Here is a 19,952-nt window from a genome sequence, read left to right as displayed (position 1 = left end):
CACGCCGCGCCAGCGGTCGCGGCGCGCGCCGCCCTCGCTGCGGCGGGCGGCGGTGTCCCGCGGCCCCGTTGCCCGTGGATTCGCTTCGTTCACGTTCACATTCACATCCATGATCGCTTCCGGCAATTGAAACGCCGAACGGCCCCGCGCACGCCATGAAGGCGTGAGCGGGGCCGCGACGGCGCGTTCGGTCAGATAAACGGCGTCAACAACATGTCGATCAGCTTGATGCCGATGAACGGCGCGATGATCCCGCCCACGCCGTAGATCAGCAGGTTGCGCCCCAGCAGCTTCTCGGCCGGCTCCGCGCGATACTTCACGCCCTTCAGCGCGAGCGGAATCAGCGCGACGATGATCAGCGCATTGAAGATCACCGCCGACAGGATCGCCGATGTCGGGCTGTGCAGCCCCATCACGTTCAGCGCGCCAAGCGCCGGATACGTCGCGACGAACGCGGCCGGAATGATCGCGAAATACTTCGCGAGATCGTTGGCGACGCTGAACGTGGTCAGCGCACCGCGCGTCATGATCATCTGCTTGCCGACCTCGACCACCTGCATCAGCTTGGTCGGGTTGCTGTCGAGGTCGACCATGTTAGCCGCCTCCTTCGCCGCCTGCGTGCCGCTGTGCATCGCGACAGCTACGTCGGCCTGCGCGAGCGCGGGCGCGTCGTTGGTGCCGTCGCCGGTCATCGCGACGAGATGGCCCTTCGCCTGGTGCTCGCGGATCAGCCGCAGCTTGTCTTCGGGCGTCGCCTCCGCGAGGTAGTCGTCGACGCCGGCTTCCGCCGCGATCGCGGCCGCGGTGAGCCGGTTGTCGCCGGTGATCATCACGGTCTTCACGCCGACCTTGCGCAGCTCGGCGAAGCGCGCGGCGATCCCGTGCTTGACGATGTCCTTCAGCTCGATCGCGCCGAGCACGCGCGAGCCGTCGGCGACGACGAGCGGCGTGCCGCCGCGTCGCGCGATATCGTTGACCGCCGTCTCGACGGCTTGAGGAAACACCCCGCCGAGCGCATCGACGTGTGCGCGGATCGCCGACGCCGCGCCCTTGCGCACCTGACGTTCGCCGATATCGAGGCCGCTCATCCGCGTGCGTGCGCTGAACGGCACCGTGATGCTGCCGGCGCCCGCCACCACGTCCAGCGAGAAGCGCTGCTTCGCGAGCGCGACGATCGAGCGTCCCTCGGGCGTCTCGTCGGCGAGCGACGACAGTTGCGCGGCTTCGGCCAGCGCACGCTCGTCCACGCCCGGCGCCGGCCGGAACTGCACGGCCTCGCGGTTGCCGAGCGTGATCGTACCGGTCTTGTCGAGCAACAGCACGTCGACGTCGCCGGCCGCCTCGATCGCGCGGCCCGACGTCGCGAGCACGTTCGCCCGCATCATGCGGCTCATCCCGGCGATACCGATCGCCGACAGCAGCGCACCGATCGTCGTCGGGATCAGGCACACGAGCAGCGCGATCAGCACGGTCACGCTCACCGCCGTGCCCGACGCGTTCAGCAGCACGCTGAACTGCGAGAACGGCAGCAGCGTCACGCACACGAGCAGGAAGATGAGGGTCAGCGCGACGAGCAGGATCGTCAGCGCGACTTCATTCGGCGTCTTGCCGCGCTTCGCGCCTTCGACCATCGCGATCATCCGGTCGAGGAATGCCTCGCCCGGTTGCGCGGTGATCTTCACGATGATCCAGTCGGACAGCACGCGCGTGCCGCCCGTCACCGACGAAAAGTCGCCGCCCGACTCGCGGATCACCGGCGCGGATTCGCCGGTGATCGCCGATTCGTCGACCGACGCCACGCCGTCGATCACTTCGCCGTCGGCGGGAATCGTGTCGCCGGCTTCGACGAGCACGATGCTGCCGGCCGCGAGTTCGTCGCTCGGCACGCGATGGCTGGTGCTGCCGAACTGCTTCGGCTCGTCGAGCACCTTCGCATACACGCGCTTGCGCGCCGCGCGCAGCGCGTCGGCCTGGGCCTTGCCGCGCCCTTCGGCCAGCGCCTCGGCCGCGTTCGCGAACAGCACGGTGAACCACAGCCAGCACGCGACCGCGAAGATGAAGCCGGCCGGCGCGTCGCCCGTGCCGGTCAGCGCCTGCAGCCACAGCACGGTCGTGACGATGCTGCCGAGATACACGACGAACATCACCGGGTTCTTCAACTGCACGCGCGGCGCGAGCTTGCGGAATGCCTCGCGCAGCACGGCCGTCCAGCGCATCGGCGGCACGCCGCCGACCGGCATCGCCGCGGGGTTGATCGGGGTTTCGATATGGGACATGAGTGACTCCGTGGTTCCTGCTATTGCTTCGCGCCGGCCGCCTGGCCGACTGCGCGGTCCAGCGCCAGGTTCAGGTCGAGCACGCGCACGCGCGGTTCGCCGAGCACGCCGAGCTGGCGCGGCGCGGCGATCCGGTCGACCAGCGTCGTGACCTTCGCGACATCGACGCCGCGCGCCTGCGCCACCCGCGCCGCCTGCAGCCGTGCATTCGCGACCGAGATCTCGGGATCGAGCCCCGATGCCGATGCGGTCACCGCATCCGCCGGCACCGGCGTGCCGGCCGCGAGCGCGTTCTCCTGCCGGTACGCACGCACACGCTGCGCGATATCCGCGAGCAGCTTCTTGCTGGTGGCGCCCTGGTTGCTGGCGCCGCTGCCCGCCGCGTTGTACGGCTGGTCGACCGTCTTGGACGGATCGGCCGGATCGGTGCCGGTCGTCGCGCTCGGCCGACCATGGAAGTAGCCGGCGCGCGTGAAGTTCTGCCCGATCACCGCCGAGCCGACCGTCGTGCCGTTGCGCTGCACGAGACTGCCGCGCGCCTGCGACGGGAACAGCACGTTCGCGACGCCCGTGGTGAGCAGCGGATACGCGACACCCGTGACGAGCATGAACAGCACCGACGACGCGATCACGGGCCGCACGAGGCCGCGCGTCGCCGCGCCGAACGAAGAACCGGGTGCCGGCGCGGCGGCGGCCGCTGCCTGGCGATTGCCTTGAATCATGATGTTTTCCTCAGAACAGTTGGCCGCCCGACATCATCAGGTGCTCGACGACCGGGCCGAGCGCGAGCGCCGGCAGGAACGTGAGGCCACCGACGACCAGGATCACGAAGATCAGCAGGCCGGCGAACAGGCCCGTCGACGTCGACAGCGTGCCCGCGCTTTCCGGCACGCTCTTCTTCGCGGCGAGGCTGCCCGCGACCGCGAGCATCGGCAGCAGCGTCAGGTAGCGGCCGATCAGCATCGCGAAGCCGATCGTCGTGTTGAAGAACGGCGTGTTCGCGTTCAGGCCCGCGAACGCGGAGCCGTTGTTGGCCGTGCCCGACGTATAGGCGTACAGCACTTCGCTGAAGCCGTGCGGGCCGAGGTTCGCGAGGCTGTCCATCGTCGAATGCAGCATCGACGCCACCGCGGTGAAGCCGAGGATGCTGAACGGATGCGCGAGCACCGCGAGCATCACGAGCTTCATCTCGCGCGCCTCGATCTTCTTGCCGAGGAACTCCGGCGTGCGCCCGATCATCATGCCGACCAGGAACACCGTGAGGATCGCGAACGTGAACAGGTTGATCAGCCCGACGCCGTCGCCGCCGAACACGTTGTTCAGCATCATCTGCGCGATCGGCACGAGCCCGCCGAGCGGCGTCAGCGAGTCATGCATCGCGTCGACCGACCCGGTGGTCGCGGCCGTCGTGACGGTGGCGAACAGGCTCGTCTGCGCGATGCCGAAGCGCATCTCCTTGCCTTCCATGTTGCCGCCCGGCTGCGTGGCGCTCATCTGCTGGTCGACGCCGAGCCCGTTCACGAGCGGGTTGCCGTGCTGCTCGGCCGAATAGATCACGGCCAGGAAGCCGACGAACATCACGACGAACGCGGCGAGCAGCACCCAGCCCTGCCGGCGCCGGCTGATCATCGTGCCGAGCGTGTAGGTCAGCGCGGACGGAATCAGCAACATCGACAGCATGTGCAGCGTGTTGGTGAGCGGCGTCGGGTTCTCGAACGGATGCGCGGCGTTCATGCTGAAGAAGCCGCCGCCGTTCGTGCCGATGTGCTTGATCGATTCGAGGCTGGCAATGGGCCCCATCAGGATCTGCTGGCGCGCGCCTTCGAGCGTGGTCGCCCACGCCTCGGACGCGAGCGTCTGCGGCATGCCCTGCCACACGTACACGAGCGCCATCACGAAGCTGAGCGGCAGCAGCACGCGATAGGTCACGCGGGTGAAGTCGACCCAGTAGTTGCCGATGTCGGCCGCGCTCTTGCGGCTCAGCCCGCGGATGAAACCGCCCGCGGCTGCGACGCCGGTGGCCGCGCTGACCACCATCAGGAACGTGATGACGGCCATCTGCGAGAAGTTCGACAGGCTGCTCTCGCCCGCATACGCCTGCCAGTTCGTGTTCGTGATGAACGACGCGGCCGTGTTGAACGCGAGGTCGGGGCTTTGCGACGCGCGCTGCAGCGCGTCGAACGGCAGCGTGTCCTGGATGCGCAGCAGCAGATAGCCGAGCAGCATCATCCCGGCATTGCTGAGCAGCAGCACCATGCCGTAGCGCTGCCACGACATCGCTTCGTCGGGATTCACGCCGAGCAATGCATAGGTACGGCGTTCGACCCACGCGTGGCGCGGGCTCGTAAAGGCATGCGCGAGCCATTTCCCGACGACGGGCACCAGCGCCAGCATGATCGCGAGAACGATCGCGAATTGAATGAGATTGTTGAACATGTCGACGCTCGCTCAGATCCGGTCAAGGCTGGTGATGAAACCGGCCGTCAAGGCAAAGAACGCGAGCGCGAACAAGATGAAAAGAAAATCGCTCATGACATTCACCGATATTTTCGAATTCCTGTTGAATCGCGCCGATCAATACCGCTCGGGCTTGATCAAGGCGTGAAACAGATAGATAAAGAGCGCGAGCGACAACGCGCCGGTGATCCACAACATGGCTTTCCCCTTTTTTCATATGCGCGGCATCGCCGCGCGATCGTCGGCGTAGCGGGCCTTGCCGTGCCGGCGCAGGCCCGTGTGACGCCCCCATGCTCATCTGGCGAATGGGATGCGACAGTGTAGAAATCCGCGTATCAAAGCGGTGTTCAATTTCTTTACGCGGAATAAAAAAGCTGTAAAGACGAAAGCCGGTGGCGATGGCGTTTTTATGCGTTCTTTTCAGGGCCAATACGAGTCTATACACCATCTCGTCACCGCGATTCCTAGAATGGGCGACATGTCCAAGACGAGATCTCCGCGGTGCGGAGCACGATGCGACCCGGGGATGCCAGCATGAAACCGACCAGAACCGAATCCGCCGCTACACGCGATCTGCCGCCCGTTCGTTCACGGCGCCGGTACCCCGCCGACGCGCTCGTGCTGCTGTCGATCCGCGTCGAATCGGACAACCTCGCCGTCGTGCGGCGCCTGCTGCACCAGGCCGTCGGCGCCGCGCTCAATTTCTACACGGCCGCGATCGACAACCGCACCGGGCGCGCCTGCATCGAGCTCGAAGTCGCGCGGTCGCAGGCGTCGCCGGCGATCCTGTCGATCCTCCGCCTGCTGCCGGCCGCCGAATTCGGCACGATCCGCCTGCTGCAGCACTAGCCGGCCTCAGATGCGGCCGCGCGTGACACGCATCACGCGCCCGCTCCCCTTTTCATCGATTCGAACGCGCGTCTCCGATGCGAACGCGCGCGGCTCATCACGAGCCGCGCCGGTTCGCCGCCGGTGCGCGCGCCGGATCGTCGTTCCCGTCGCTACGGGCCTTTCCAGGAAGCACACTCCATGAAAAAAGCAGTTGCCGGTACCCTCTCCCTCGCGTTCCTCAGTGCCGCCGCGCATGCGCAAAGCAGCGTCACGCTCTACGGGATGCTCGATGCGGGTATCGTCTATACGAACAACCAGTCGGGTAAAAGCGCGTGGCAGCAAGGCAGCGGCCTGCTGTCGAACACGGTCTTCGGCCTGAGCGGCAACGAGGATCTCGGCGGCGGCCTGCATGCGCTGTTCCGCCTCGAGAACGGCTTCAACCTGAACAACGGCACGCAGTCCTACAAGAACACGATGTTCGGCCGCCGCGCGTACGTCGGCCTGCAGAGCGACCAATACGGCGCGCTGACGCTCGGCCGCCAGTACGATGCCGTGGTCGACTATCTCGGCCCGCTCGCGATGGCGAACAACGGCGACGGCAACAACCTCGCGTCGCACCCGTTCGACAACGACAACATCGACGATTCGTTCTACATCGACAACGCGGTGAAGTACACGAGCCCGACGCTCGCCGGCTGGCAGTTCGGCGGCCTGTACGGATTCAGCAACGCGGCCGGCGGCTTCGCGAACAACCGCGCGTACAGCGCGGGCGTGTCGTATGCGAACGGGCCGGTCAGCCTCGGCGCCGCGTACCTGCAGCTCAATCGCGGCGGGCTGACGGCCGGCGGTGCGCTGTCGACCAACGACGGGCCGAACTTCCCGGCCGTGCGCCAGCGCGTGATGGGCGCAGGCGGCAGCTATGCGTTCGACCGGCTCACGGTCGGCGCGCTGTGGACGCATTCGATGTTCGATGAAACGGCCGCATCGTCGCTGCCCGGCGCGCTGAACGCGCTGCGCTTCGACAACTTCGAGGTCAACGCGCGCTATGCGTTGACGCCGGCCGTCTCGTTCGCGGGCGCCTATACGTTCACCAACGGCCGCTACGACGACGCAACCGGCAGCCACCGGCCGAAATGGCATCAGGTGACGCTGATGGCCGACTATGCGCTGAGCAAGCGCACCGACGTGTACGCGGAAACCGTCTACCAGCACCAGTTCGGCGTGCCGGCGGGCGCGACGCTCGGGTTCGCGAACGTCACGGGGCTCGCGGCTTCGTCGAACAACACGCAGGTGGTCGGGACGGTCGGCATCCGGCATCGGTTCTGATCGCACGCCGGCCGCCGAAGGCCGGCCGCTCTGTGCAATCCCGCATGGACGCGCGCCGGCCGAACAGGGATCATTCGGGGAATCCGGGCCCGCGCGTCCGCGAAACCGGTACACTCGGCGCCGGGCGCGCGCCGGATCGGCATTCGGCGGCGGGCCGCTGCCGACTCTGGAATCGTGATCCCATGACCACACCGATCTATCAGGAAATCAAGGACTTCATCCTCGCGCGCATTCATGCCGGCGAATGGGCGGAAGGCGACCAGGTGCCGTCAGAGAACGAGCTCGCGCGCGAATTCAACGTCGCGCGGATGACCGTCAACCGTGCGCTGCGCGAGCTGACGGCCGAACAGGTGCTCACGCGCACGCGCGGCTCCGGCACGTATGTCGCGTCGCCGAAGTACGAATCGACGCTCGTCGCGATCCGCAGCATCTCGGACGAAGTCGCCGCGCGCGGCCACGGCTATCGCGCGCAAGTGCTGCAGGTCGGCGCGGCCGTCGCCGATGCGAAGCTCGCCGACGAGCTGCAGATCGACACGGGCAGCCCGATCTTCCATTCGCGCGTGCTGCATTTCGAGAACGACACGCCCGTGCAGCTCGAGGAACGCTGGGTCAATCCGGCCTGCGCACCCGAATACGCGTTGCAGGACTTCACGACGACGACGCCGAACCAGTACCTGACGCGCGTGGCGCCGCTGCAGCGCGTCGAATACCGGATCGAGGCCGCGATGCCCGACACCGAAACGCGCCGCCACCTGACGATGGACGACCGCGAGCCGTGCCTGCTGCTGCATCGGCGCACGTGGTCGCAGGGGATGGTCGCGTCGGTCGCCAACTTGTGGCACCCGGGCAGCCGTTACCGGTTCACCGGGCATTTCTGAGGTCGATGCGCGGGCTTACCGCGCGCCCGGCCGCCCCCACCGCTCGATCGCGCTGACGGCCCGCTTCAAGCCTTCTTCTTGTGCGATGCGCGCGCCGAGTCCCAGCGCGCGCGCTTTCGTTTCGCCCCGTTCTGCAAATACGATCGCCCGCGCAAGCGCGGCAGCGTCCACGCGCCGCCCCGCGACGGGTGCATCCGCCACGCCGAGCCTTTGCAGCCGGTTCGCCCAGAAGAACTGATCGCCCGCGAACGGCACGACGACCGACGCAATGCCGGCCCGCGCAGCCGAATGCGTAGTGCCCGATCCACCGTGATGGATCGCCATCGATACGCGCGGGAACAGCCAGTCATGCGGCGTATCGCCGATCACGTGAACGTGCGCGGGCAGCATCGACGCATCGATACCGCTCCAGCCCGGATAGAACAACGCGCGCCGGCCGGCGAGCGCATGCTTCAGCGCCTCGACCATCGCGGCGCGATCGAAGCCGGCCATGCTGCCGAAACCGATGTACACGGGCGGATCGCCCGCTTCGAGAAAAGCCGAGAGTTCCGGCGGTGGTTCCCATGCCCGCGCATCGATCCGCCACTGGCCGCATGCCTGCACATTCGACGGCCAGTCGCCAGGGCCGGACAGCAGCGCCGGCGACACGCCGTACAGCATCGGATGATCGGTCCACACATGCTTGCGCGGCGGCAACCCGCACACGCTCGCGCGCGCCGCATTCGTCGCCTTCTTGAACGCCTGCCACAGCAGCGCGTTCACGAACCGATGGCTCGCGCGGTTCAGCCAGTGCGGCAGCTTCCCCGGCGGCAGGAACGGCGACGCGAATGCAGCGGTGGGCGTGATCGGAATCATGCCGGTGCCGATTGCCGGCACGCCGCGAAACTCGGCAACCGACAAGCCGACGAACGATGCGAGCCCGGACACGAGGATCGCATCGGACCCGGCGGATGCATCCGCGATCTCCCGCATCCACGCGGCCGTGTTCGCATTGGCGATTTCCGCGAGCGCCTTCGACGTGTCGTTGAAACCGCCGCGCCCGCGCACCGCATCCGCCAATGCGCCATCCGGCGCAATCGCCCGGCGGATATCGCCGGACAACGACGCCGACGGCACGCCGAGCGACGTGGCCGCTCCGAGCGTCGCTGCGTCGGCCAGCAACCGGACATCGTGGCCGGCATCGATCAGCGCACGGGCGAGCGCCGCGAGCGGGCGCGTGTCGCCTTCGGTGCCGTAGGTGGCGATGACGAGCTTCATGCATGACTCCTCGTGCACGGCGGCAATGGGTGGATTCAAAAAAGTGCACGTCGTATACTAATGCAACTCGTGCACTTTCAGTCAATCCCTCGCCATGCCGACTTCGACCGACGATCCGGGCCGCCGCGCACGCAAGCGCATCCAGATGCTCGCGCATCTCGCCGCCACCGGCGCACGCCTGTTCGACGCACACGGCTACGAAGCCGTCACGATGGAACAGATCGCCGCGCAGGCCGATGTCGCGAAACGCACGCTGTACAACCACTTTGCAACGAAGGAAGCCGTGCTCGCGCACTGGCTGGAGGGTGAACTGGCACGCGATCTCGCGCATCTGCAGCGCGACGTCGCACGACGCAAGACCTTCGCGTCGCGCATCGGCTGCGTGCTCGATGCGTCAGCCGCGTGGTGCGAGCAGCATCCCGCGTACCTGCTCGCATATTTGCGCCATCGCTTCCTGAGCATCGGCACGGTGGAACCGGAAAGTAGTGGAGAGAGCGGCAGCGATATCGCGCTCGTGTGGCAGCAACTGATCGCAGCCGGGCAGCAATCCGGCGAACTGAACGGCACACTGCGCGCCGACCAGCTCGCGACATGGTTCCATCACCTGTATCTCGCGGCGATGCTGCGCTGGCTGACCGTGCCGGGGCTGTCGCTGAAACGGGAGTTCCACGCGGTCGCGAAACTGTTCGTCGAAGGCGCGGAAGCAAAAGGCTGAGCGGCGCCGGTGAGCGGTGGCCGGTGGCCGGTCAGGCACTCACCGGGTCACAAGCGCCCGAGCACGACCAGAAGCAGCGAGCGCCCGAAGCGGGCGACCGCCACTCCGCAGGCGAAGAACGCTCGCTTCATTTTTGCCGCGACGGTTTCGCGGCCGGCGCGGCAGCGCCGCCGCCCGACGGCCATTGCGTCTCGTCGAGCAGCCGGTCGAACAGCCGTGCGCGCTCGTCGGCCGACAGCGGGCACAGCCCGAACATCGCCGATAGCGCGAGCCCCCACGCCGCCTTCCAGCGCAGCAACGCAAGATCGGGATCGCCGGATTCGGCCGCGATGCGTTTTGCATTCTCGGCGTCGATATCCCGCACCTGCTGCAGCGGCGCGGGATCCTCGACCAGCGCCGCCATGATCGCGAGCGCCGCCGACGGCTGCTGGTCGATCACTTCGCGCATCGTCGCGATTTGCGCGGACAGCGTCGGCTGCGTCGCACCCGGATCGCGCGCGGCCAGATAGTCGCGCTGGAATCGTTGGTAGTAGTCCTGCTGATGTTCCATCAGCGCGTTCAGCACATCGCCTTTCGTGCGGAACTGATGCATCAGCCCGCCCTTGCTGATGCCGCTTTCGCGTGAAATCGCATCGAACGTGAGCTTGCCCGGGCCGTCGCGCTCGAGAATCGCGAGCGCCGCCTGGATCGCGGCAGTGCGCGTTCGCTCGGAACGCGTCGGGTTGTCCATGAACTGTCCCCGCTATGGAATCGTGCAATGCGACCGCGCCGAACCGGCACGATCGTATGAAGGAAGTGCGCGGAGTCTATCACAAACAAACCGCCTGGTCGGTTTACTTCCGGAAATGGCGGTGCTACGATCGGCTCCCGCATCGGCCCCGGCCGGATGCCGGACCGCACCGCGCATCGCGCGGCGCGATGCAAGCACCGCCTGTAGCCTGGCGGTCCGGTCGATGACCCCTGCCCGGTGGCTTGTCGCATCCGACATTCATGGGGTGACTGCGCCCTAAAAACAAACCGCCTGGTTGGTTTTTTTTCATAAACCCGAAGCGGCGATGCCGCCCTGTTTCACCACCCTTCGCCCGGCTCTACCGGTGCGAACCCCGACCCGGAGAGTCAGATGAACCCATTGTTCAAGTCCAGCCACCTGCTCAACGCCGCGCTCTGCGTCGCACTCGCCGGATGCGCCGGCGTCCAGCCCGCCCGCTACAGCAGCATCGAATCGTCGCCGTACCTGCGCAGCGATCCGCAGGACAAGTCCGGCCGCGTGCCGTACCGCTACGCGTTGCCGGCGGACTGGCACGCCTACCGGAAGCTGATCCTCGACCCGGTGGCCATCTACCGCGGCACCGACCACCAGTTCGGCGACCTGACCGACCAGGACAAGACGACGCTCGCCACATACATGGGCGACACGTTCGCGAAGAAGCTCGGCAAGCGCTTCGAGCTGACGAACACGCCGGGGCCCGGCACGCTGCGCGTGAAGCTGACGCTGACGGGCGCCGTGACGACCACGACATTTGCCGGCGCATTCGCGCACTTCGACCTCGCGGGCAACGTGTACAACGGCGTGCAGGCGATCCGCGGCCGCGAAGGCGCGTTCACGGGCTCGGTCATGTATGCGGTGGAGATCCGCGATGCCGCGACGAACCGGCTGATCAACGCGTACGTGACGAAGCAGTATCCGAATGCGATGAACATCGGCGCGAGTTTCGGCGCGCTCAGCGCGGCCAGGACGGGCCTCGACAAGGGCGCCGATGCACTCGTCGCGCAATTCGACTGAAACCCGCCGGCATACGTTGGCCCGTGTTGCGCGGATGCGTGCCGGCCCGCACGCGGGCGGCGCTCTTCTGGATCGTGCCGCTCGCGGCCGCTGCGTTCTGCATCGCATCGGGCATCGCGTCATTCGGCAGCCGCGGGCCGACGATCACGATCGCCTTCGCGACCGCCGACGGGCTGGCAGCCGGCCAGTCGACGCTGCGGCTGCGGAACGTCGAAATCGGCCGCGTCACCCGCGTGCGTGCGTTGCGCGGACAACCAGGCGTGGCGATCGATGTGCGACTGGACGCCGACGCGCAGGCACTGGCGATGGCGGACTCACGCTTCTGGATCGTGCGGCCGCGCATCGGGCCCGGTGGCCTCTCCGGTCTCGATACGGTGCTGTCCGGTTCGTACATCGCGGCCGCGCTCGGCCATTCGCGCGAACCGCGCACGACGTTCACCGGGCTCGATGCGCCCCCCGTCACCGAAGAAGGCGGCCGCCACTACACGTTGCGCGCGACATCGCTCGGCTCGGTCGCGATCGGCTCGCCCGTCTATCACCGGCGCGCCCGCGTCGGCCAGGTGACCGGCTATGCACTCGATGCCGACGGGCACGGCGTTTCGATCGACGTGTTCGTCGCCGCGCCGTTCGATCGGGCTGTCGACGTCGATGCGCGCTGGTGGCAGGCAAGCGGCCTCGGCCTGCGGCTCGGCGCGGGCGGCATGACGCTCGACACGCCATCGATTGCCGCACTGCTCGGCGGTGCACTCGCGTTCGCATCGCCGCCCGGGCGCGCACCGAGCGGCTCCGCACCGGACGGCGCACGCTTTCGCGTGGCCGATGATGAAATCGACGCGATGCGCACGCCGAACGCGCAGCCCGCACCCGTCGTGATGCGTTTCGATCGTTCGCTGCGCGGCCTCGAGGTCGGTGCGCCGGTGGATTTTCGCGGCATCGAACTCGGCAACGTCACGGCCGTCGGCACCGAATACGATCCAGCACGCGGCGACGTCACGATGCGCGTGACGATGGCGCTCTACCCCGATCGCCTCGGGCAGCGCTACCGCGACGTGCTCGGCAACGGCGAGTCAGAAGCCGGCAAGGCACTGCTGCGCACGCTCGTCGCGCGCGGCTTGCGCGGCCAGTTGCGTGTCGGCAATCCGATCGCGAACCGCTCCTATGTCGCGCTCGACATGTTCCCGAATGCCCCGCCCGCGTCGGTCGACACGAATCGCGAGCCGATCGCATTGCCGACCGTGCCCGGCACGCTCGACGTGCTGCGCGTACGGATGACCGATATCGCCGGCACGCTTTCCCGATTGCCGCTCGATCGCATCGGCACGGATCTGAACGCGGCACTCGTGAACACCGATGCACTGTTCAGGCAACTCGATACCGAACTCGCCCCGCATGCACGCGCCGCGCTGGGCACCGCGCGGCAATCGTTCACGGCCGCGCAGGCAATGCTCGCGCAACAAGGTGCGGATACATCGAACGTCCGCCGCACGCTGGCGCAATTCGCGCGAACTTCGAGCGCGCTGCGGGCGTTGGCCGGCGATCTGGAACAACATCCGGAATGGTTGCTGCCGGCTGCATCGCGCACCACGCAGCCGGCGAATGCGGCGCGATAGACGCGTGGCTCGCGCGGATGCATTTTTACGACGAACGCACGCATCGCATGCCAAATTTCCCGTGCAGCAGTATGCTGGTGTCGTACGGCTGCGCACGACGCTTCGGGTAATCCCTTCGTTTGCACGTTGTCGCGCCGCCGTCGCGACCGCAATCATGCGTTGCAAGGAGGGATTCGTGATGGCAACCACGCATCAGCACTTCCACCTCGAACTACGGCACGCCACCGCGCCGACCTATTTCATCAGCTACCTGTTTCCCGCCTTGCTGTTCGTTTACGAACTGCTGCGCGTCGGCCAATGGATCCGCGATCACGGGATGCAATTCGCCGCGTTCAAGCAGATGGGTTACGAGTATCTGCTGATGCTGCTGTTCGTCGGGCTGCAGATCGTCGTCGAGGCGCTCTTCCTGCTCGGCGCCGCGATGCGTCGCGACAATCGCGACTTCGAGCACCGGCTGCCGAACGTGATACTCGGTATCGGCTGCTCGATCGCACTGCTCGCGATCGACCTCGCGATCCAGCTCGCGTTCTGACGGCCGGCGGGTGTACGCCCGCCGGTGGCAGCAGCGCTCAGGCGGGCGCGTCGCGCAGGAACGTCGCAACAGCGGCCAGCACGTCGCCGGTCCGCTCGCGGTGCGGCATGTGTCCGCATTGGCCGAGCAGCAGATACGACGCCGGCCCCGCGACGCGCGCGGCGATCCGCTTCGGATGCACGTCGGATCCGTATTCGTCGTCTTCGCCGTGAATCGCGAGCGTCGCGCATTGCACGCGCGGCAAATCGTCGTCGAGATTCCAGTCGCGAAACGCCGGCGACAGCCACGTGTCGACCCACGCGCGCAGCACCCATTCGGCCTTGTCGCCGTGATAGCGCGCGAGCCGGTCGAGCTGGCCGGGCTCGTCGAACTGCTGCCCCGCGTCGCGAATGCCGGCCAGCGTGCGATCCTCGACGAACGCCTGCGCGGCAATCGTCACGAGCGCACGGCAACGTTCCGGATGCGCGGCGGCACAGCCTATTGCCATCCCGCCGCCGACGCTGTGCCCGAGCGCGACGAACGCGTCGACATCGAGTTGTTCAAGCAATGCCGCGAACGCATGATCGGCCTCGTCGCGCACGAACGTCGTGCCGAGTTTCCCCGGATGGCGATCGGAGCGACCGAAGCCGAGGCGATCGTATGCAATCACGTCGCGCTGCGTGGCGCTCGCGAGCTGCGCGGGGAAGTCGCGCCACAGTTCGACGCAGCCGAGCGAATCGTGCAGCAGCACGATCGGTGCGGCCGGTTCAGGTGCGACCGGCTCAGGTGCGCCTGCATTCAACGCACCCGCCGCCTGTTGCGCCGCCCCACCGCGCCAGCGTTTCGCAAAGAGGCGCCCTTGCGGCGTCTCGACGGTGGTCTCCTCGATCGGGGTATCGGTCATGTGTCTGTCGTCTGCATGAAAGCGGCCGCCCGTCGGCGGCCACACGGGATCCCGCGATGTTGGCCCGCGCCCGCACGCAGCGTCAAGCAAGCCCCCACCGCTCGCGCGTTCATTCGGGTTGCGGCGGCAGATACTCCATCTGCGCCTCGTCGTACAGCCGGTAGATCAGCGCCTGCATCGCGCGGAGGTCCTCCGATTCGTCGAGCATCCGCATGCTCATGATGATCGGCGACACGAGGTTCGGATCGTCGAGCGGCTTGTAGCTGATGTCGTCGCGCTTCAGCCCGTACACGCTGTGCGGCACGACCGACACGCCCTCGCCCATCGCGACGAGACCGAGCGCGATCTGCAGTTCGCGCGTCTCGTAGATCTTGCGCGGCTGCAACGCGCGATCGTGAAAAGCCGCGAGCACCTGGTCCGCATAGCTCGGGCGCGGCGCCTTCGGAAAGATGATCAGCGTGTCGTTCACGAGATCGTGCAGCGACAGCACGGGCTTCGCGCTGTCGAGCGGATGGCCGACCGGCAGCGCGACGATCATCCGCTCCTCGCGCAGCACGACGCGCCGCACGCTCGGATCCTCGTGGCGGATGCGCCCGAACCCGACGTCGATGCGCCCTTCCTTCAGCGCCTTGATCTGGTCCATCGTCGACATCTCGTGCAGGCTCAGCTCGACGGCCGGATACTCGCTGCGAAAGCGCCGGATGATCTTCGGCAGCATCCCGTACAGCGTCGAGCCGACGAAGCCGACCGACATGCTGCGCTCGATCTTGCCGACCCGTTTCGTCATCGATTCGAGCTCGGTCGTCTGCGCGAGCAGCTGCACCGCGTGCGAATAGAAGAAGCGCCCCGCGTCGGTCAGCTTCAGCGGCCGCGCGTTGCGCTCGAACAGCGGCACGCCGAGCGCTTCCTCGAGCTGCTGGATCTGCCGGCTCAGCGGCGGCTGCGCGATATGCAGCCGTTCGGCCGCCCGCGTGAAATTCCGCTCTTCGGCAACCGCGACGAAGTAGCGGAGGTGTCTCAACTCCATGTTCGATGCCTCCCGGACAGCGATCCGGCGTTCAACCCGGGCCGGATGATGTCGTCACGATACCGCAGGCGGCGGAAACCGCCACGCGCACGGCCCCGCGCCGCCCAAAGCAAAACGGGAAGCCCGCGAGCTTCCCGTTGTTTCATCGACGCCGCGGCACGGCGGCGTCACGACCGCCCGTCACACCTCGGTCGCATAGAGCGCGTCGCGCTGCGCGTCGCTCAGCGAATCGAGCGGCACGTCCGGCAGCTGGTAGCAGATCATCGTGCCGTACAGCTCCGCGAGGCAATTGCTGCCGGCGTCGAGCGCGTAGCCGTCCTCGCCGTCCGGCGCCGGCGGATACACTTCGCGCCACGCGTTGATCGCGGCTTCGAGTCGCACGATGGAAACGGGTCCGGCCTTCCGCTCGGCGGGTGATGCGCTCATGGATTCCTCTGGGTTGCGCGCTCCGCGGGCCGTATCGACCCGGATGGAACGATGAAAACGCCGGACATGTCGCCGGCCGCCGCACCTCGCGCGCGCCGGATGCCGATCCGCGCGGCGCGCGTCGCGCCGGCCGGGCCGTGGCCCGGTAGGGTCGGGCAATATAACCGGCTTTGACCCCGTGCAGGCAAAAGCCGGGCAAAAAAAACGGGAAGCGCAAGGCTTCCCGTTTCATCGCACGTCGCGCGGCCGCCGGCCGCGCCCGCGTCAGCCCGCGGTTTCGCGGTTCGCCACCGGCTGCCGCTGCGCGCCGCGGCTCGCAGCGATCCACGGCGCGATTTCCATGTCTTCGTAGCGCACGAAGCGGCTCTTCTTCAGGAACCGGAAGCCGAGCCACACGACGAGGAACAGCGGAATGCCGACATAGGTCGCGGCGACGCCGGCCCAGTCGATCCGGTTCGCGAGGAACGCCTGATAGTCCTGGCCGAGCGCGATCACGAGACACAGCACGAACGCGAACAGCGGGCCGAACGGGAACCACTTCGAGTGATACGGCAACTGGTCGAGCGAGTAGCCCTGCTTCACGTAGCCCTTGCGGAACCGGTAGTGGCTGACCGCGATGCCGAGCCACGCGATGAAGCCCGTCATCCCCGACGTGTTCAGCAGCCACAGGTACACGGTCTTGTCGCCGTACAGCGACGTGAAGAAGCACAAGGCGCCGACGGCCGTCGTCGCATACAGCGCGTTGCGCGGCACGCCGCCGCGCGACAGCTTCGCGAAGATCTTCGGCGCACGGCCTTCGGTGGCGAGGTTGTAGAGCATCCGCGTGGACGCATACATGCCCGAGTTGCCGGCCGACAGCACGGCCGTCAGGATCACCGCGTTCATCACGCCAGCGGCAAATGCGAGGCCCGCGTGGCGGAACACGAGCGTGAACGGGCTCACGCCGATGTCGGTCACGTCCGTCTTCAGCAGGTTCGGGTCGGTATAGGGAATCAGCACGCCGATCACGAAGATCGCGAACACGTAGAACAGCAGGATCCGCCAGAACACCTGGCGCACCGCGCGCGGGATCGTCGTGCGCGGGTTTTCCGATTCGCCGGCCGCGACACCGATCAGCTCGGTGCCCTGGAACGAGAAGCCGGCGATCATCGCGACGCCCATCAACGCCGGCAGGCCGCCCGCGAACGGCGCGTCGCCGATCGTCAGGTTGCCCCAGCCGTTGCTCGGCGCGCCCTTCAGAATGCCGAAGATCATCAGCAGGCCGACGCCGATGAACGCGACCACGGTGACGACCTTGATCAGCGCGAACCAGTATTCGGCTTCGCCGAAGCCGCGCACGGTCAGCGCATTGAGCAGGAACATCACCCCGAGGAACGCCGCGCTCCACCACACGCCCGGCACGTCCGGAAACCAGTAATGCATCACGAGCTGCGCGGCGACGAGCTCCACCGCGATCGTCACGGCCCAGTTGTACCAGTAGTTCCAGCCGAGCGCGAAGCCGAAGCCTTCGTCCACGTATTTCGCGCCGTAGGTCGCGAACGAGCCCGACACCGGCATGAACGCGGCCATTTCGCCGAGGCTCGTCATCAGGAAGTAGACCATCAGGCCGATCGCCATGTACGCGACCATCGCGCCGCCGGGGCCGGCCTGCGAGATCGACGCGCCGGACGCGACGAACAGGCCCGTGCCGATCGAGCCGCCGATGGCGATCATCGTCAGGTGGCGCGCCTTCAGCGCGCGATGAAGCTTGGGTGGGTTCGCTGGCGAACCGGATGGGTCGGAATTCGGAATTGCGGACATAAACGAGACGAACGTTGAGCGGGCCGGCATCCGTAGCCGGCGCATGCGGAATCGGAGCGCGGTGCGCGTCCTGCGATGCATTCGATGCGGCCCCGATACGCGTTGCGCGGCGGGCGCCTGCGGCGAAGCGCGGATTCTACCTGATTCGTCACGGGGTCAGCTCGGGTGGCGCCGCCCGCCGCCGCCGCCGAGATTTCGCAGAATCAAGGCGTTGACCGCGTCGGAGCGGGCCGTGGCCGCTGGCCGGCGTAAAAACCCCATGCGCCAGGGGGTATCCGGTGTTCCGATCCGCCGCGCGTTTCCCAACTGTCCCGTCGCAATCCTCCCGAAATCGCGCCGGCAGACATAATCGGCGGGTAATCACCGGATTATTCAGACAATACAACCGATATCGACGATTGATTCAAATCAAATCACCCGCGCGAAAAGCAGTAATGATGCGTAACAATTTGGAATCGCCGTATCCGCATGCATGTTTTGCATGCGCACGCGAATGTCAGGAATTCGCGAGATAATGCGCCCCGATTCAAAATAAACAGCGTACGGAATCGCCAACGACGCGAAAATCCGCCGCCCGCCCCCCTCGAGGATGAAGTCATTCACGCTGCCCGCCGCGCTGCGCCGCCATACCGCGTCGATCGTGGCACGCATTCTGTCGCCCCGCGGCGTACTCGTTGCGGGGATCGTGCTGCTGATGTTCAGCTGGGGGCTTTCCACGTCGCTTTTAATCGAGGCGCGGCGCGATGCATATGACCACGCGGTCGAAAATGCACGCAACCTGATGCTGCTGATCGAACGCGATATCGCGCGCAATATCGAACTCTACGATTTGTCGCTGCAGAACGTCGTCGACGGCGTGGCCGACCCGGAACTGATGACCTTGCCGCCGCGCCAGCGCCACCGGCTGCTGTTCGACCGCGCGGCGACCGGCGAGTATCTCGGGTCGATCTTCGTGATGGACGCGCACGGCAATATCGTGATCGATTCGAGCGCGTCGCCCGCGCGGCAAGGCAATTTCGCCGACCGCGACTATTTCGCCGTGCATCGCGACGGTCTCGCGCAGGGCCTCTACATCAGCAAGCCGTATGCGGCCCGGCTGCGCGGCGGCGCATTGACGATCGCGCTCAGCCGCCGGATCAACCGGCCGGACGGCACCTTCGCCGGCATCGGCGTCGGCACGCTCAGCATCGACTACTTCCGCGCACTGCTCGACGGCCTCGCGGTCGGCAGGCACGGCAGCGCGGCGATCGTCGAGGACAACGGCACGCTCGTGTCGCGCCTGCCGTACGACCCGCACGTGGTCGGCCTCGACCTGCACGACTCGCCGCTGTTCATCGAGTCGCAGCGCACCCGCGACGGCGCGCTGACCGGGGTCGGCGCGATCGACGGCATCCGGCGCATCTATGTTTACAAGCATCTGGCCGGCCTGCCGCTGATCGTCGACGTCGCGCCCGCCGAAATCGACATCTACGCGTCGTGGCACCACCGCGCGGTCTGGACCGTCGTGCTGATGTGCCTGTTCACCGGATTCATCGCGTGGGGGTCGCTGGCGCTGTCGCGCGAACTGAAGCGCCGGCAGGTCGCCGAATCGAAGCTGTACCGGCTCGCGCACACCGATGCGCTCACGGGCCTCGACAACCGCGGCACGTTCGACACGGTGCTCGCGAAGGAAGCGCAGCGTGCGTCGCGCAGCGGCCGCCCGTTGTCGGTGCTGTTCGTCGACGTCGACCACTTCAAGGCGTTCAACGACTTCTACGGCCACCCGGCCGGCGACGACGTGCTGCGGCGCGTCGCGCAAACCGCGTCGCGCTGCCTGCGCCGCGACAGCGATCACGTCGCGCGCTACGGCGGCGAGGAATTCGTCGTCACGCTGCCCGACACCGATGCGCAAGGCGCGCTGACCGTCGCCGAGGGCATCCGGCGCGCGATCGCGGCGCTCGGCATCGTGCACGCGAAAAGCCCGTACGGGCGCGTCACGGCGAGCATCGGCGCGGCGACCTCCACCGACGGCCGCGTGAACGCCACGACGCTGCTGCGGCGGGCCGACGAGGCGCTGTACCGCGCGAAGTCCGGCGGCCGCAACCGTGTGCTGGAGGCGCAGCCGAGCACCGCCGACGCATGACGTCACCATGACGTGAAGCGTGAAGCCGC

At 67.2% G+C, this 19,952-nt stretch carries 19 protein-coding genes; 8 read left to right on the top strand and 11 right to left on the bottom strand.

Going from position 1 to position 19,952, the window contains the following annotated elements; genetic code table 11:
• Positions 1-191: 191 nt before the first annotated feature.
• Genes kdpB through BDI24065_RS41640 form a run of 4 tightly spaced genes read right to left on the bottom strand, consistent with a single transcriptional unit; the run spans position 192 to position 5,181 of the window.
• Positions 192-2,240 (bottom strand): potassium-transporting ATPase subunit KdpB, encoded by a 2,049-nt coding sequence (gene kdpB / locus BDI24065_RS30960; protein ID WP_254609890.1) that lies wholly within the window; start codon positions 2,238-2,240, stop codon positions 192-194.
• 56 nt (positions 2,241-2,296) lie between these two features.
• Positions 2,297-2,998: a potassium-transporting ATPase subunit KdpC gene (kdpC, locus tag BDI24065_RS30955; RefSeq protein WP_175034425.1), complete on the bottom strand. Its 702-nt coding sequence runs from the start codon at positions 2,996-2,998 to the stop codon at positions 2,297-2,299.
• A gap of 10 nt (positions 2,999-3,008) precedes the next feature.
• A complete protein-coding gene (gene kdpA / locus BDI24065_RS30950; protein WP_175034424.1) occupies positions 3,009-4,712 on the bottom strand; it encodes a potassium-transporting ATPase subunit KdpA in 1,704 nt (567 codons plus the stop codon).
• Positions 4,713-4,734: 22 nt separating this feature from the next.
• A complete protein-coding gene (locus BDI24065_RS41640) occupies positions 4,735-5,181 on the bottom strand; it encodes a hypothetical protein (protein WP_254609889.1) in 447 nt (148 codons plus the stop codon).
• 86 nt (positions 5,182-5,267) lie between these two features.
• On the opposite strand from BDI24065_RS41640, the gene BDI24065_RS30940 reads away from it, so the two are divergent.
• The 3 genes from BDI24065_RS30940 to hutC all read left to right on the top strand — a co-directional run bounded on the left by BDI24065_RS30940 (position 5,268) and on the right by hutC (position 7,768).
• The gene (locus BDI24065_RS30940; RefSeq protein ID WP_254609888.1) at positions 5,268-5,582 is read left to right on the top strand and encodes a hypothetical protein; all 315 of its coding nucleotides are present in this window, start codon (positions 5,268-5,270) and stop codon (positions 5,580-5,582) included.
• Positions 5,583-5,762: 180 nt separating this feature from the next.
• Entirely contained in the window at positions 5,763-6,890 is a 1,128-nt protein-coding gene (locus BDI24065_RS30935; protein ID WP_174949020.1) for a porin, read from the top strand.
• 182 nt (positions 6,891-7,072) lie between these two features.
• Positions 7,073-7,768 carry a histidine utilization repressor gene (gene hutC, locus BDI24065_RS30930; RefSeq protein WP_039349239.1) on the top strand — a complete coding sequence of 232 codons (696 nt, stop codon included), beginning with the start codon at positions 7,073-7,075 and terminating at the stop codon, positions 7,766-7,768.
• 15 nt (positions 7,769-7,783) lie between these two features.
• Here hutC and BDI24065_RS30925 read toward each other — a convergent pair whose 3' ends face one another.
• Positions 7,784-9,025 (bottom strand): glycosyltransferase, encoded by a 1,242-nt coding sequence (locus BDI24065_RS30925; protein ID WP_175034423.1) that lies wholly within the window; start codon positions 9,023-9,025, stop codon positions 7,784-7,786.
• 94 nt (positions 9,026-9,119) lie between these two features.
• Here BDI24065_RS30925 and BDI24065_RS30920 point away from each other — a divergent pair, with 94 nt between their 5' ends.
• Entirely contained in the window at positions 9,120-9,740 is a 621-nt protein-coding gene (locus BDI24065_RS30920) for a TetR/AcrR family transcriptional regulator (RefSeq protein WP_175034422.1), read from the top strand.
• Between the two features lie 127 nt (positions 9,741-9,867).
• Here the strand turns inward: BDI24065_RS30920 and BDI24065_RS30915 are convergent, their stop codons facing one another.
• A complete protein-coding gene (locus tag BDI24065_RS30915; RefSeq protein ID WP_175034421.1) occupies positions 9,868-10,470 on the bottom strand; it encodes a TetR family transcriptional regulator in 603 nt (200 codons plus the stop codon).
• Between the two features lie 390 nt (positions 10,471-10,860).
• Between BDI24065_RS30915 and BDI24065_RS30910 the strand changes: the two genes are divergently transcribed.
• The 3 genes from BDI24065_RS30910 to BDI24065_RS30900 all read left to right on the top strand — a co-directional run bounded on the left by BDI24065_RS30910 (position 10,861) and on the right by BDI24065_RS30900 (position 13,665).
• Positions 10,861-11,523 (top strand): DUF3313 domain-containing protein, encoded by a 663-nt coding sequence (locus BDI24065_RS30910; protein ID WP_175034420.1) that lies wholly within the window; start codon positions 10,861-10,863, stop codon positions 11,521-11,523.
• A 38-nt stretch (positions 11,524-11,561) separates the two neighbouring features.
• Complete coding sequence (locus BDI24065_RS30905; protein WP_254609887.1) at positions 11,562-13,133, top strand: intermembrane transport protein PqiB; 1,572 nt, start codon at positions 11,562-11,564, stop codon at positions 13,131-13,133.
• Between the two features lie 178 nt (positions 13,134-13,311).
• Positions 13,312-13,665 carry a hypothetical protein gene (locus BDI24065_RS30900; RefSeq protein ID WP_175034419.1) on the top strand — a complete coding sequence of 118 codons (354 nt, stop codon included), beginning with the start codon at positions 13,312-13,314 and terminating at the stop codon, positions 13,663-13,665.
• A 37-nt stretch (positions 13,666-13,702) separates the two neighbouring features.
• On the opposite strand, the gene BDI24065_RS30895 is transcribed toward BDI24065_RS30900, so the two are convergent.
• From BDI24065_RS30895 to BDI24065_RS30875, 5 genes are all read right to left on the bottom strand, one after another.
• Positions 13,703-14,548, bottom strand: coding sequence for an alpha/beta fold hydrolase (locus BDI24065_RS30895; protein ID WP_175034418.1), 846 nt, complete (start codon positions 14,546-14,548; stop codon positions 13,703-13,705).
• Between the two features lie 109 nt (positions 14,549-14,657).
• On the bottom strand, positions 14,658-15,575 hold the full coding sequence (locus BDI24065_RS30890; RefSeq protein ID WP_011355987.1) for a LysR family transcriptional regulator: 918 nt from the start codon (positions 15,573-15,575) through the stop codon (positions 14,658-14,660).
• A gap of 180 nt (positions 15,576-15,755) precedes the next feature.
• Positions 15,756-16,001, bottom strand: a complete 246-nt coding sequence (locus tag BDI24065_RS30885) for a DUF3717 domain-containing protein (protein ID WP_043178075.1) — start codon at positions 15,999-16,001, stop codon at positions 15,756-15,758.
• Positions 16,002-16,265: 264 nt separating this feature from the next.
• Complete coding sequence (locus BDI24065_RS30880; protein ID WP_175034417.1) at positions 16,266-17,801, bottom strand: amino acid permease; 1,536 nt, start codon at positions 17,799-17,801, stop codon at positions 16,266-16,268.
• A 408-nt stretch (positions 17,802-18,209) separates the two neighbouring features.
• Positions 18,210-18,452 carry a hypothetical protein gene (locus BDI24065_RS30875; RefSeq protein ID WP_175034364.1) on the bottom strand — a complete coding sequence of 81 codons (243 nt, stop codon included), beginning with the start codon at positions 18,450-18,452 and terminating at the stop codon, positions 18,210-18,212.
• Between BDI24065_RS30875 and BDI24065_RS30870 the strand changes: the two genes are divergently transcribed.
• A complete protein-coding gene (locus tag BDI24065_RS30870) occupies positions 18,391-19,923 on the top strand; it encodes a GGDEF domain-containing protein (RefSeq protein WP_175034416.1) in 1,533 nt (510 codons plus the stop codon). The two genes, BDI24065_RS30875 and BDI24065_RS30870, sit on opposite strands and share 62 nt — an antisense overlap.
• The last annotated feature ends 29 nt before the right edge of the window (positions 19,924-19,952 follow it).

Origin of the sequence: Burkholderia lata (assembly GCF_902499025.1) — a bacterium.
GTDB classification, from domain to species: domain Bacteria; phylum Pseudomonadota; class Gammaproteobacteria; order Burkholderiales; family Burkholderiaceae; genus Burkholderia; species Burkholderia lata_C.
The sequence above is the reverse complement of the archived record's forward strand: the minus strand, read 5'-3'. Positions and strand labels throughout refer to the sequence as shown.